Raw genomic sequence first — 12105 nt, 5'->3', positions numbered from 1 at the left:
AGAGATGAAAAATAAATACATCCCTACTGCGGCAGGGCTGTATCTCAACTACCTGATCCATGGCATGGGGGTGCTGTTAATCACCCTCAACATGGCCCATCTTCAGGAACAGTGGGGAACAGACGCTGCCGGCGTATCGATCGTTATCTCCTCATTAGGTATCGGTAAGCTGGCGACGATCGTGACCGGTTTTTTGTCGGATCGCTTTGGTCGTAAGCCTTTTATCTATCTAGGGATCCTGAGTTATCTGATCTTCTTCGTCGGCATTCTGCTGACCAAAAATATCTATCTGGCCTACGTGTTCGGCATCATGGCTGGTCTGGCGAACAGCTTCCTCGACTCCGGAACCTATCCGGCGCTGATGGAGTCTTTCCCGCACTCCGCCAGCCGCGCTAACGTGCTCATCAAAGCCTTCGTTTCCGCAGGGCAGTTCCTGCTGCCGTTCATTATCAGCCTGCTGATATGGGCAAATCTGTGGTTTGGCTGGTCGTTTGTGATTGCGGCGGCTCTATTTATCTTGAGCGCAATCTATCTGCTCAAGATGCCGTTCCCCGATAGCCAGGCGGCCAAAAAAGAAGAGATCCCCGCGGCGCAGGCAGCGGCTTCCGCTAAACCGCAAGCCAACAAACTGGACATGGTAATCTTTACCCTGTACGGCTATATCGGCATGGCGACCTTTTACCTGGTAAGCCAGTGGCTGGCGCAATATGGCCAGTTCGTGGTCGGTATGCCTTATGCCTCGGCGATCAAGCTGCTGAGTATCTATACCGTCGGTTCACTGGTCTGCGTCTTCGTGACCGCCGCCTTCGTCAAAGAGGTGTTCAGTTCCGCGGTAGCCATGATCATCTACACCTGTCTGTCGATGGTCTCACTGCTGTTAGTGTGCTTATTCCCGACACCGGTGATGGTTACCGGTTTTGCCTTCGTCATCGGCTTTGCCGCCGCCGGCGGGGTACTGCAGCTGGGGGCGACCATCATGGCAATGAGCTTTCCGAACGGCAAAGGCAAGGCAACGGGGATCTTCTACACCGCAGGCAGCATCGCGAGCTTCACGATCCCGCTTATCACCGCAAAGCTTTCACAGATTAGCATTGCCAGCATTATGTGGTTTGATTTCCTGATCGCCGTCATCGGCTTTGTGATCGCCCTGTACATCGGCTATCGTCAACTTCAGGCTCGCGCGGCGCAAAGAGTGTCTCGCACCACCGTCACCGCCTGAGGTTCAACGACAACAATAATGGATACCTACATGACAACTGCAGTAACCGTAAAGAACATCACCTTCAAGGAAGGCGAAACCTTAATTTGCGTACCGCTGATCGGAAAAACGCTGGATGAACTGCTGACTAATGCTCAAGGCCTGGTTGACGCGGGCGCTGATATTATCGAATGGCGCGTTGACCATTTTACTCACGTCCGGGAAATCCCCCAGGTGCTGGCCGCACTGGCGGAAATCCGTCATACCCTGAAAGCACTCCCGCTGCTGTTCACCTTCCGCAGTAAGAAAGAAGGCGGCGAAACGGAAATCAGCGACGAAGCGTATTTTGAACTTAACCGCCAGGCGGCGCTAAGCGGATTAGTCGATGTTATCGACATCGAGTTGTTTAACGATGAAGCGCAAATTCGCGCGCTGGTGAACGACGCCCATCAGGCCGGCGTAAAAGTGATTATGAGCAATCATGATTTCCATAAAACGCCGGCGCAGGAAGATATCATCTATCGACTGCGTCGAATGCAGGATCTGGGTGCCGATCTGCCGAAGATCGCGGTGATGCCGCAGACGCCTCAGGACGTTCTCACTCTGCTTTCCGCCACGCTGACCATGAAAGAGAAGTATGCGACGCGCCCGCTGATCACCATGTCGATGGGCAAATCCGGCGGCGTTAGCCGGGTAACCGGTCGCTTGTTCGGTTCAGCGATGACCTTTGGCACCGTCGGCCAGGCCTCCGCCCCGGGCCAGATTGCCATAGCTAAGCTGCGCGAACTGATGGACATTTTGTCCTGATAAACAGGCTGCCCGGAGCCAGTCTCCGGGCGCTTGCTCAGTTGATTCTCTGGCTATCGTTAATGATGACGTTTTTAAACGATTGAATCGCTGAGGAAAGTACCCTTTCTTTCATTGTTGCGAGGTAAATATAACGAGGTGGGATCGCATTTTTAATCTTCAGAATGCGCACGTTATAATTTGCCAGTGCGGAGATCCTCGGCATAATCGCAATGCCATAGTCGATGCTAACCAGCCCCGCCATCGCAGTATCTTCATCGACGTAGCAGGCGATATCCGGTACCAGTTTTTGTTGCATAAAGACATTATCAATAAATGGCCGCAGACCGCTGTTCTCTGAAAAATAGATATAGGGATAGTGAATCGTCTCAACCAAATCGACCTCATTATCATACAGCCGGGCAAGCGGATGATCTTTCGCGGTCACCACCACCAACTCCTGCTGAATAATAGGAATAAAGTCGATTTCGGGTTCATCGGCAATATATGAACAAATCGCCAGATCGGTTTTTCCTGCCTTTAACGCCTGTAATAACGAAAGCGAAGTGCCTTGCGTAAAGGAAAAAGTCACCTTGTGACTGGAAGGTGAATTAGTGTATTTATTAATTAACTGAGGAACAACAGATTCACCCATCGTATAAATAAAGGCGATACGAATATTCTCTTTCTTTTCACTATCATTGTTTTGCAGCGTCAGACGCCCGTTCTCCAGAGAAGTGAGCGCATCCTCCACATAGGGCAAAAAACGTTTACCGTTTTGCGTAATTTTGACGTTGCGTCCTTTTCTGGCGAACAGCGCCACGCCAAGTTCCTTCTCCAGCTCAGATATGGCGTGGCTTAGCGAGGGTTGAGTAATGAACAGACTGGATGCTGCCTCGGTGTAATGCTCCGTCTCGCTCAATCGCTTAAAATAATAAAGTTGCTTCAGGTTCATTATTTTTGTCCGTATAATATAAGAATAAGACCACTGCGTTTAATATACCATGCGGCAGGTTGATAATACGCTACAACGAGTCAATATCAGATTCACATCAAATATTATTTGATATTTCCTTTTGTGCGTAACAAAGCGTTGCCATTCATAGACCCAGTCTATGAATCCTTAGAGTATTTCTGCATGCATAAATACATGCAAAAATATTTTAAACTTTAAAGGAAATCTTTATGTGCATACCTGACGCTCAAGGGAGCCTGGCATCATCGCCCGGCACGCTAAAAAGAAGCAGAACGCGTATTTTTATTTTATCGCTGTTATCGCTGGGTACGATGATTAATTATCTCGATCGTACCATTCTTGGAATCGTTGCTCCAAAATTAACCACTGAAATCCATATTGATCCGGCGATGATGGGCATTGTTTTTTCCGCTTTTGCCTGGACTTATGCGCTGGCGCAAATTCCTGGCGGCATGTTTTTAGACCGATTCGGTAATAAACTGACCTACGCCCTCTCCATCTTCTTTTGGTCTCTGTTTACGCTGCTGCAAAGCTTCTCGCTGGGGCTGAAATCTTTGCTCCTTTTGCGTCTGGGCCTGGGCGTCAGTGAAGCCCCCTGCTTTCCGGCCAATAGCCGCATTGTCAGCAAATGGTTTCCCCAGCATGAACGGGCCAGGGCTACCGCAACTTATACGGTTGGTGAATACATTGGGTTAGCCGCCTTCTCGCCATTGTTATTTTTAATCCTCGAACACCACGGCTGGCGCACCTTATTTTTTCTGACCGGCGGGCTGGGAATTTTATTCACTTTCGTATGGTGGCGTTTTTATCATGAGCCACATGAATCGAAAACAGCAAATAAAGCAGAACTGGATTATATTGGCGCCAACCAAATTTCCAATAAGAGTGAAAACATTCCATTTAACTGGCGTGATGCCAGGCGGCTACTGTGCTGCCGACAAATTATCGGCGCCAGCCTGGGGCAGTTTGCCGGTAACACCACGCTGGTCTTTTTCCTCACCTGGTTTCCAACCTATCTGGCCAACGAACGCCATCTACCGTGGCTTCATGTAGGTTTTTTCGCCACCTGGCCCTTCCTGGCCGCCGCGGTTGGCATCATCTTCGGCGGCTGGATTTCCGACAGGCTACTTAAGCGTACCGGCTCGGCAAATATAAGCCGAAAACTTCCAATAATTTCCGGATTACTCCTTTCCAGCTGCATTATCGCCGCCAATTGGGTCAGCGCGAATTCGACGGTGATTATTATTATGTCGATCGCTTTCTTTGGTCAGGGAATGGTCGGTCTGGGCTGGACGTTAATATCTGATATTGCCCCGGATAATATGGCTGGATTGACCGGCGGTATATTTAACTTCTGCGCCAACCTGGCATCAATTATTGCGCCACTCATCATTGGCGTGATTATATCAGCCACCGGTAACTTCTTTTACGCCCTCATTTACGTTGGCGTGACCGCCCTGATCGGGGTGATTGCCTACATCTTTATTATCGGCGACATCAAGCGAATCGTACTGAAGTAACGCTATCCCGCGCCGGGCCAGCATGGCCGGCGCGGGAGATTGACTTAAATATCTTTAACCCGGCTGGTCAAAAACAGCGTCAGCAGAGAAATCGCCGCGATTGTCCAGTACACGCTACCGTGACCATAGCTTTGCGACAGCGCTCCCTGAATCACTCCGGCCAGAATAACCCCGGTGGAGATACTATTGGTAAACAGCGTGGTCGCCGCCCCGGCGCGCCCCGGCATCAGATCCTGGAACCACAACATGCCGATCCCGGCGATAATACCGATGAAAATAGCATTGAATAGCTGCAGCGCCAGCAGCGCCGTGCGGCCATGGAACATAATCAGCCCCACATAGAACAGCACGCCGGCGGCGACTGCCGCCACCATCATTTTGCGTTTACCCCAACGCTTAACGTAGTAGCCAGCCAGGATCATCGCCGGAATTTCAAGACCGGCAGCCGTGCCCATCAGTATCCCCGCCAGGCTATCCGGCAGGCCAAGATCGCTACTGATCCACAACGGCATATCGATGATATACATCGTGTTGCAGGTCCACATCAGCGTAGAAGCGATAAACAGCATGCGCACGTTTTTATCGCGCCAGCCGCCTTCCAGCTCCGGCAGGCTGCTGCCTTCCTGCAGTTGCGTCACGCGCGCCACCGAAGGCAGCTTAAAGGCAATCAGCGCCAGGCTGATGACAAAAATCCCGGCGGCAATGGAGAACATGGTCGTAAAGCCATAATTCAACGCCAGCATAAAAGCCAGCGGTGGACCAATGACCCACGCCAGCGACAGCTGGGCGCGCATCACCGAGCTGAACATCACCACTTCGCGGGCAGAGCTATCGGCGTATTCGCGGGCGAGGGCAAACAGCTGCGGCATTGCCGCATTAGCGACCGAAGCCAGCATGACGCCGCAGGTAATAAGCGTCAGATAATGGCGGTTGAAAGCGAACAGCAGCGCGTTACCCACTGCCATCAGGCAGCAGAACATAATTAACCGCCGACGATCGCCGCGGCTATCGGATCGTTTGGCCAGCGCCAGGCTCACCAGGATACCGGCAATCGCATTCACCGTATAAAACAGGCCAACCCAGAACGGCTGCGCGCCGACTTCACGGCTGAGAAACAGGCTAAGCGTCGGCGCCTGCAGCGCCCCGGCCACCCCCATCATAAAAGCCACCAGCATAAAGGCGGCGTAGACGCCGTTTAGCCGTCGCCCCATCGTCATCAACCACAGCATGAAATATCCTTAACACACGCGAAGTAAACGAAAAAAGCCAGCAGAAGCAATCTGCTGGCGGGTGATTCAATACTCTGGATTTCGAGTTGCAGCCAATGCGCTTGCAGCCTGAAGATGGCGAGTATAACACCAATACTCAGTCACACATGATGTCGGCAAGTCAACGATCGGAGGTCGGCGACGTAACTCCCCACTGCATCAATTCCTCCAGCATTTTCTGCTGCCTACCTGCTAACTGGCGGGCCAGCCAGGACGCTCCCTGCGTCGCAGAAAAGTACCGTTGATAGAACTGCTTAGTGGTTGACCTCGTCATATTCATCTCCTTACTTCATCGAGGTCCATTATTGGCTTAATATAGGAACTGATAAATTGCTGAGTTTTCGTCAGGAGTTCCCCTTTTATGCCTTCCAGTCGTCTGCAACAACAGTTCATCCGCCTGTGGCAATGCTGCGACGGTAGGTCGCAGCAGACCACCCTCAACGAACTGGCGGAAATGCTCAGTTGTTCGCGCCGCCATATGCGCACCTTACTTAATCTGATGGAAGCGCGCGGCTGGCTTGCCTGGGAATCCGAAGCCGGGCGCGGCAAGCGTTCCCGACTGACCTTCCTTTATACCGGTCTGGCGCTACAGCAGCAGCGCGCCGAGGATCTACTGGAGCAGGATCGCATCGATCAGCTGGTGCAACTGGTTGGCGATAAAACCGCGGTCAGACAGATGTTGATCTCCCATCTTGGCCGCAGCTTCCGCCAGGGGCGCCACATCCTGCGCGTGCTCTACTATCGGCCGATGAAGAATCTGCTGCCCGGCAGTGCGTTGCGCCGTTCGGAGACCCACATCGCGCGGCAAATTTTTAGCGCGCTGACGCGGGTAAATGAGGAAAATGGGGAACTGGAGGCCGATATCGCCCACCACTGGCAGCAAATTTCGCCTAACCACTGGCGTTTTTTTCTGCGTCCCGGCATTCATTTCCATCATGGCCGGGAGCTGGAGATGGCCGACGTTATCTCCTCGCTACAGCGCAGCAGCGAACTGCCGCTATTTTCCCATATCGAGCGCATCGTCTCGCCGACCGCCTGGACGCTGGATATTCATCTCAGCCAACCGGATCGTTGGCTGCCCTGGCTGTTAGGCCAGGTCCCGGCGATGGCGCTGCCGCAGGAATGGCGGACGATGGAGAACTTTTCCAGTATGCCTATCGGTACCGGCCCTTACGCGGTCGCGCGCAATAATCAAAACCAGTTAAAAATCCATGCCTTCGAAGAGTACTTCGGCTATCGGGCGCTGATCGATGAGGTTAACGTCTGGGTGCTGCCGGAAATTAGCGAAGAACCCAACGGCGGCTTAACCCTGCAGGGCAATACCGAGAGCGAAAAAGCCGTAGAGAGCCGCCTGGAAGAAGGGTGCTATTACCTGCTCTTTGATAGTCGCAGTCCGCTGGGCGGCAATGATGACGTGCGCCGCTGGTTAAGTTATCTGTTCCAGCCCGCCAACCTGCTATATCACGCCGGCGAGCACTATCAAGGCAACTGGTTCCCGGCCTACGGCTTGCTGCCGCGCTGGCACCACGCCCGCAGTCACGCCTGCGAAAAACCGGCCGGCCTGGAGTCAGTTACCCTCACCTACTATCGCGATCATGTGGAACATCGGGTCATTGGCGGGATCATGCGGGCGCTGCTGGCGGAACATCAGGTGAGGCTGAACATTCAGGAGCTGGAGTACGACGACTGGCATCGCGGCGAAACGGTGAGCGATATCTGGCTCAACAGCGTCAACTTCACGCTGCCAATCGATTTTTCCCTGTTCGCTTATTTATATGAAGTGCCGCTCATGCATCACTGCATTCCCATCGACTGGGAGGCAGACGCCAACCGCTGGCGCGCGGGCGAGTTCAACCCGGCAACCTGGAGCCAGCAACTGCTGGAGAAACAGCATATTGTTCCGCTGATCCACCACTGGCTAATGATTCAGGGCCAGCGCAGCATGCGCGGCGTGCGCATGAACACCCTCGGCTGGTTCGACTTTAAATCGGCGTGGTTCGCCCCGCCGGAGCCCTGAATGCTTTGCGTCATCTAACAAAATCATTACACTATCGCCGTTCTCAACGGGGTGCTAATAAACATACGCAATATCATTCAAGTTGCATCAAGGCAGCAAGCGGGTGAGTCCCCTGGAGCATAGATAACTATGTGACTGGGGTGAACGCGCGAAGCTAACGCAGATGCGGCTTGAAGGATGAAGCGTATGGGCTGAGAAAATACCCGTCGAACCTGATCCGGATAACGCCGGCGAAGGGATTTGAGGCCTACTCAAAATCCTTTGCCTCCCCATATACTGAGGTGCAAAGTGTTGAAAAAACTGCTTCCCCTGCTGGCGCTGGTCGCCGCCCCGGTCTTTGCTAAACCGGTCCTGACCGTATACACCTACGATTCATTCTCTGCCGACTGGGGTCCTGGCCCGGCGGTGAAAAAGGCATTTGAGGCCGATTGCGGCTGCGAACTGAAATATGTCGCCCTCGAAGATGGCGTCTCGCTGCTTAACCGGCTGCGAATGGAAGGCAAAAACAGCAAAGCCGATGTCGTGCTCGGCCTTGATAACAATCTGCTGGCAGCGGCGGCGCAGAGCAAACTGTTTGCCAAAAGCGGCGTGCCGGCCAGCGCAGTCACCGTACCCGGCGGCTGGGATAACGATACTTTCGTGCCTTACGACTACGGCTACTTCGCCTTCGTGTATGACAAAAACAAGCTGAAAAACCCGCCGAAAAGCCTGAAAGAGCTGGTCGAGAGCCCGCAGAAATGGCGCGTGATTTACGAAGACCCGCGCACCAGTACGCCGGGGCTCGGCCTGTTGCTGTGGATGCAAAAGGTGTATGGCGATAAGGCGCCGGAAGCCTGGCAGAAGCTGGCGGCCAAAACCGTCACCGTCACCAAGGGCTGGAGCGAAGCTTACGGCCTGTTCCTGAAAGGCGAAAGCGACCTGGTGTTGAGCTACACCACCTCGCCGGCTTATCACCTCATCGAAGAGAAAAAAGATAATTATGCCGCGGCGGACTTTACCGAAGGCCACTATCTGCAGGTTGAAGTCGCCGCGCGTACCGCCGCCAGCAAGCAGCCGGAACTGGCGGAGAAGTTCCTGAAATTTATGGTCTCGCCAGGCTTCCAGAACGCCATCCCCACCGGCAACTGGATGTACCCGGTGACCCAGGTGGCGCTGCCGGCTGGCTTCAACACGCTGACCAAACCGCAAACCACGCTGCAGTTCACCCCGCAGCAGGTCGCCGCTGAACGTCAAAACTGGATCGGTTCATGGCAACGCGCCGTCAGCCGCTAAGTTTCGGCTGGTTGATCCCCGGCGCCGCGGCGGCCTGCTTACTGGTCATCGTAGCGCTGGCGGCGTTTCTGGCGCTGTGGCTGGAGGCGCCGCAGGCGCCCTGGCAGACGATCCTCAGCGATAGCTATCTCTGGCACGTCGTACGCTTTTCTTTCTGGCAGGCGTTTTTGTCGGCGCTGTTTTCGGTAGTGCCGGCGATATTCCTTGCCCGCGCCCTGTATCGCCGCCGCTTTCCGGGGCGCATGCTGCTGCTGCGCCTGTGCGCGATGACGTTGATCCTGCCGGTTCTGGTGGCGGTGTTCGGCATCCTCAGCGTCTATGGCCGCCAGGGTTGGCTCGCCGCGCTGTTCCACGCGCTCGGCTGGCAGTGGGATTTCTCGCCATATGGCTTACAGGGCATCCTGTTGGCCCATGTGTTCTTTAATATGCCAATGGCGACCCGCCTGCTGCTGCAGGCGCTGGAAAACATCCCCGGCGAACAGCGGCAAATCGCCGCTCAGCTCGGCATGCGCGGTTTCGTCTTCTTCCGTCTTGTGGAATGGCCGTGGCTGCGTCGACAGATCCCACCGGTGGCCGCGCTGATCTTTATGCTGTGCTTCGCAAGTTTCGCCACCGTGCTGTCACTAGGCGGCGGGCCACGGGCCACCACCATTGAGCTGGCTATCTATCAGGCGCTAAGCTTTGATTACGACCCGGCGCGGGCGGCGCTGTTAGCGATTATTCAAATGATCTGCTGCCTTGGGCTGGTGCTGCTGAGCCAGCGCCTGAGCAAAGCCGTGGCGATCGGCGCCAGTCAGGTACAAGGCTGGCGCGACCCCGACGACCGTCTGCATAGTCGCCTGTGTGATTACGCGCTAATCGCGCTCGCTCTGCTGTTGCTGCTTCCGCCGCTACTGGCGGTGATCGTCGATGGTCTCAACGTCAATCTGCCGAAGGTGCTGGGCCAAGCCGCGCTATGGCAGGCGCTGTGGACCTCGCTGCGTATCGCCCTCGCCGCCGGTGTGCTCAGCGTCATTCTGACCATGATGCTGCTGTGGAGCAGCCGTGAACTGCGCGCCCGCAACCTGCCGCTGGCCGGGCAGACGCTGGAGCTCAGCGGTATGCTCATCCTCGCCATGCCGGGAATTGTGCTGGCGACCGGTTTCTTCCTGCTGCTCAATAACAGCGTCGGCCTGCCGGAATCCGCCGACGGGATTGTCATCTTTACCAACGCGCTGATGGCTATCCCCTATGCCCTAAAAGTGCTGGAAAATCCAATGCGCGATATTGCCGCCCGCTATGGCGCTTTGTGTCAGTCGTTGGGGCTACAAGGTTTTAACCGGCTGCGGGTGGTGGAGCTGCGGGCGCTGAAACGGCCGCTGGCGCAGGCCCTGGCTTTCGCCTGCGTACTGTCAATCGGCGACTTCGGGGTGGTGGCGCTATTCGGCAATGAATCTTTCCGCACGCTGCCGTTCTATCTGTATCAGCAGATCGGCTCCTACCGCAGCCAGGACGGCGCGGTCACCGCCCTCCTGCTCCTGTTGCTGTGCTTTATCCTTTTTACTTTGATCGAGAAACTACCGGGACGCGATGCTAAAACTCAATGATGTCACCTGGCTGTATCAGCACTTGCCGATGCGCTTTACGCTCAGCGTCGAGCGCGGAGAGCGCATCGCCGTGCTCGGTCCCAGCGGCGCCGGAAAGAGCACGCTGCTGAATCTGATTGCCGGGTTTCTGCCCCCCGCCAGCGGTAGCCTACTGATCGACGGCGAGAAGCATAACGCCACGCCGCCGGCACAGCGTCCGGTTTCTATGCTGTTTCAGGAGAACAACCTGTTTAACCATCTCACCGTCCGGCAGAATATTGGCCTCGGCATTCACCCCGGCCTGAAGCTGAACCGCGAGCAGCGCGCGCAGGTCACGGCGATAGCCGGACAGATGGGAATGGATACGCTGCTGGATCGCCTGCCTGGCGAGCTATCCGGCGGCCAGCGGCAGCGGGCGGCGCTGGCCCGCTGTCTGGTGCGCCAACAGCCGGTGCTGCTGCTTGATGAACCCTTCTCGGCGCTTGATCCGGCACTGCGCCAGGAGATGCTAACGCTGGTCGCCGATGTCTGTCAGCGGCAGCAGTTGACGCTGTTGATGGTATCGCACAGCGTGGAGGATGCGGCGCGCATTGCGCCTCGCTCCATCGTGGTCGCCGAAGGGCGCATTGCCTGGGACGGCGCCACTGACGACCTGTTAAGCGGCAACAGCAGCGCCTCGGCGCTGTTGGGAATTAGCGCGAAATGACCTTATGCAGTATCTCAAGGTAGACCGGCATCAGGGGGTGGCGGAAGACAAACGTTAGCGCCGCTACCGCCAGCGTCACCATCAACGGCGTCAGCCACAGCAGGCGTCCACGCGGTAACCAACGGGTCAGACGATCGCCGGAAGTTTTCGCGCTCCGCCACAGCCGCCAGCACAGCCAGCCCGCCAGCCACGCCAGCAGCGCCGCGCCCAGCAGCAGCCACTTGAAGCTGGCGCTGTTTTCATCGGCAGGAATATCTATCGCCGCCCCCGCCAGAATGCCGGGGAGGAAATAGAGCGGCGGCCAGAGCAGGCAGCCAATAATATTCGGCAGCACGAACTTCGCTACCGGCAGGTCGAGCATCCCGGCGACCATCGGCACCAATGGCCGCGTCGGCCCGACAAAGCGGCCAATCAGAATCGTCACCATGCTGTGCTGGTGCAGCGCGTGTTCGGTTTTCTCCAGCAGCGCGCGATTTTTTTTCATAAACGACCAGCGGTGTAACGGCTTTTTAAAGCGCCAGCCGAGCCAGAATGAGATCCAGTCTCCCAACAGGCAGCCGACAATCCCCGCCAGCCACGCCTGCCAGAAGTTAACTTCGCCGCTGCCGATAAGCGCCCCCAGACCAGCCATCATGACCGTGCCGGGTAAGATAAGCCCCACCAGCGCCAGCGACTCAAGAAATGCCACCAGCATCACGGCTATCAACGAGTAGACCGTGGATTGGGTGATAAAGTGTTCCAGCAATGCCTGCATAATGTACCCGGTTAAAAAACGAAGCCCGGATTCTCCGGAGCCG

At 55.6% G+C, this 12105-nt stretch carries 11 protein-coding genes and 1 riboswitch; of the genes, 7 read left to right on the top strand and 4 right to left on the bottom strand.

Annotation, left to right across the window (positions count from 1 at the left end):
• Nucleotides 1-4: 4 nt before the first annotated feature.
• Nucleotides 5-1219 carry an MFS transporter gene (locus ABLV08_RS09435; RefSeq protein WP_015368267.1) on the top strand — a complete coding sequence of 405 codons (1215 nt, stop codon included), beginning with the start codon at nucleotides 5-7 and terminating at the stop codon, nucleotides 1217-1219.
• 30 nt (nucleotides 1220-1249) lie between these two features.
• Nucleotides 1250-2005 carry a type I 3-dehydroquinate dehydratase gene (aroD, locus tag ABLV08_RS09430; RefSeq protein WP_015704389.1) on the top strand — a complete coding sequence of 252 codons (756 nt, stop codon included), beginning with the start codon at nucleotides 1250-1252 and terminating at the stop codon, nucleotides 2003-2005.
• Nucleotides 2006-2042: 37 nt separating this feature from the next.
• On the opposite strand, the gene ABLV08_RS09425 is transcribed toward aroD, so the two are convergent.
• Nucleotides 2043-2939, bottom strand: coding sequence for a LysR family transcriptional regulator (locus ABLV08_RS09425; RefSeq protein WP_047052913.1), 897 nt, complete (start codon nucleotides 2937-2939; stop codon nucleotides 2043-2045).
• 230 nt (nucleotides 2940-3169) lie between these two features.
• Between ABLV08_RS09425 and ABLV08_RS09420 the strand changes: the two genes are divergently transcribed.
• On the top strand, nucleotides 3170-4480 hold the full coding sequence (locus tag ABLV08_RS09420) for an MFS transporter (RefSeq protein ID WP_149271480.1): 1311 nt from the start codon (nucleotides 3170-3172) through the stop codon (nucleotides 4478-4480).
• A gap of 44 nt (nucleotides 4481-4524) precedes the next feature.
• Here ABLV08_RS09420 and ABLV08_RS09415 read toward each other — a convergent pair whose 3' ends face one another.
• On the bottom strand, nucleotides 4525-5709 hold the full coding sequence (locus ABLV08_RS09415) for a sugar efflux transporter (RefSeq protein ID WP_015704386.1): 1185 nt from the start codon (nucleotides 5707-5709) through the stop codon (nucleotides 4525-4527).
• Between the two features lie 160 nt (nucleotides 5710-5869).
• A complete protein-coding gene (sgrT, locus tag ABLV08_RS09410; protein WP_015704385.1) occupies nucleotides 5870-6022 on the bottom strand; it encodes a glucose uptake inhibitor SgrT in 153 nt (50 codons plus the stop codon).
• Nucleotides 6023-6109: 87 nt separating this feature from the next.
• Here sgrT and sgrR point away from each other — a divergent pair, with 87 nt between their 5' ends.
• The 4 genes from sgrR (at nucleotide 6110) to thiQ (ending at nucleotide 11308) form a co-directional block, all read left to right on the top strand.
• On the top strand, nucleotides 6110-7765 hold the full coding sequence (gene sgrR / locus ABLV08_RS09405) for an HTH-type transcriptional regulator SgrR (RefSeq protein ID WP_032709878.1): 1656 nt from the start codon (nucleotides 6110-6112) through the stop codon (nucleotides 7763-7765).
• Between the two features lie 37 nt (nucleotides 7766-7802).
• Nucleotides 7803-8022, top strand: a riboswitch (TPP riboswitch).
• Nucleotides 8023-8053: 31 nt separating this feature from the next.
• Nucleotides 8054-9037 carry a thiamine ABC transporter substrate binding subunit gene (thiB, locus tag ABLV08_RS09400; protein WP_045363426.1) on the top strand — a complete coding sequence of 328 codons (984 nt, stop codon included), beginning with the start codon at nucleotides 8054-8056 and terminating at the stop codon, nucleotides 9035-9037.
• The gene (gene thiP / locus ABLV08_RS09395; RefSeq protein ID WP_032713348.1) at nucleotides 9013-10623 is read left to right on the top strand and encodes a thiamine/thiamine pyrophosphate ABC transporter permease ThiP; all 1611 of its coding nucleotides are present in this window, start codon (nucleotides 9013-9015) and stop codon (nucleotides 10621-10623) included. The genes thiB and thiP overlap by 25 nt, the downstream gene beginning before the upstream one ends.
• Complete coding sequence (gene thiQ / locus ABLV08_RS09390) at nucleotides 10607-11308, top strand: thiamine ABC transporter ATP-binding protein ThiQ (protein ID WP_020079620.1); 702 nt, start codon at nucleotides 10607-10609, stop codon at nucleotides 11306-11308. Before thiP ends, thiQ begins: the two co-directional genes overlap by 17 nt.
• Here thiQ and ABLV08_RS09385 read toward each other — a convergent pair.
• Nucleotides 11295-12062 (bottom strand): DedA family protein, encoded by a 768-nt coding sequence (locus ABLV08_RS09385; RefSeq protein ID WP_015368276.1) that lies wholly within the window; start codon nucleotides 12060-12062, stop codon nucleotides 11295-11297. The genes thiQ and ABLV08_RS09385 overlap by 14 nt on opposite strands.
• Nucleotides 12063-12105 lie beyond the last annotated feature (43 nt).

The sequence above is a fragment of the Klebsiella sp. CN_Kp088 genome, assembly GCF_040064335.1.
Taxonomy (GTDB): Bacteria; Pseudomonadota; Gammaproteobacteria; order Enterobacterales; family Enterobacteriaceae; genus Klebsiella; species Klebsiella aerogenes.
This window is presented reverse-complemented; position numbering and strand designations above follow the sequence as displayed.

What these genes read in the sequence shown, in the direction of transcription:
- ABLV08_RS09435 (WP_015368267.1), top strand. Translation starts at nt 5, where the DNA reads ATGAAAAATAAATACATCCCTACTGCGGCAGGGCTGTATCTCAACTAC.
- aroD (WP_015704389.1), top strand. Translation starts at nt 1,250, where the DNA reads ATGACAACTGCAGTAACCGTAAAGAACATCACCTTCAAGGAAGGCGAA.
- ABLV08_RS09425 (WP_047052913.1), bottom strand. Translation starts at nt 2,939, where the DNA reads ATGAACCTGAAGCAACTTTATTATTTTAAGCGATTGAGCGAGACGGAG.
- ABLV08_RS09420 (WP_149271480.1), top strand. Translation starts at nt 3,170, where the DNA reads ATGTGCATACCTGACGCTCAAGGGAGCCTGGCATCATCGCCCGGCACG.
- ABLV08_RS09415 (WP_015704386.1), bottom strand. Translation starts at nt 5,709, where the DNA reads ATGCTGTGGTTGATGACGATGGGGCGACGGCTAAACGGCGTCTACGCC.
- sgrT (WP_015704385.1), bottom strand. Translation starts at nt 6,022, where the DNA reads ATGACGAGGTCAACCACTAAGCAGTTCTATCAACGGTACTTTTCTGCG.
- sgrR (WP_032709878.1), top strand. Translation starts at nt 6,110, where the DNA reads ATGCCTTCCAGTCGTCTGCAACAACAGTTCATCCGCCTGTGGCAATGC.
- thiP (WP_032713348.1), top strand. Translation starts at nt 9,013, where the DNA reads ATGGCAACGCGCCGTCAGCCGCTAAGTTTCGGCTGGTTGATCCCCGGC.
- thiQ (WP_020079620.1), top strand. Translation starts at nt 10,607, where the DNA reads ATGCTAAAACTCAATGATGTCACCTGGCTGTATCAGCACTTGCCGATG.
- ABLV08_RS09385 (WP_015368276.1), bottom strand. Translation starts at nt 12,062, where the DNA reads ATGCAGGCATTGCTGGAACACTTTATCACCCAATCCACGGTCTACTCG.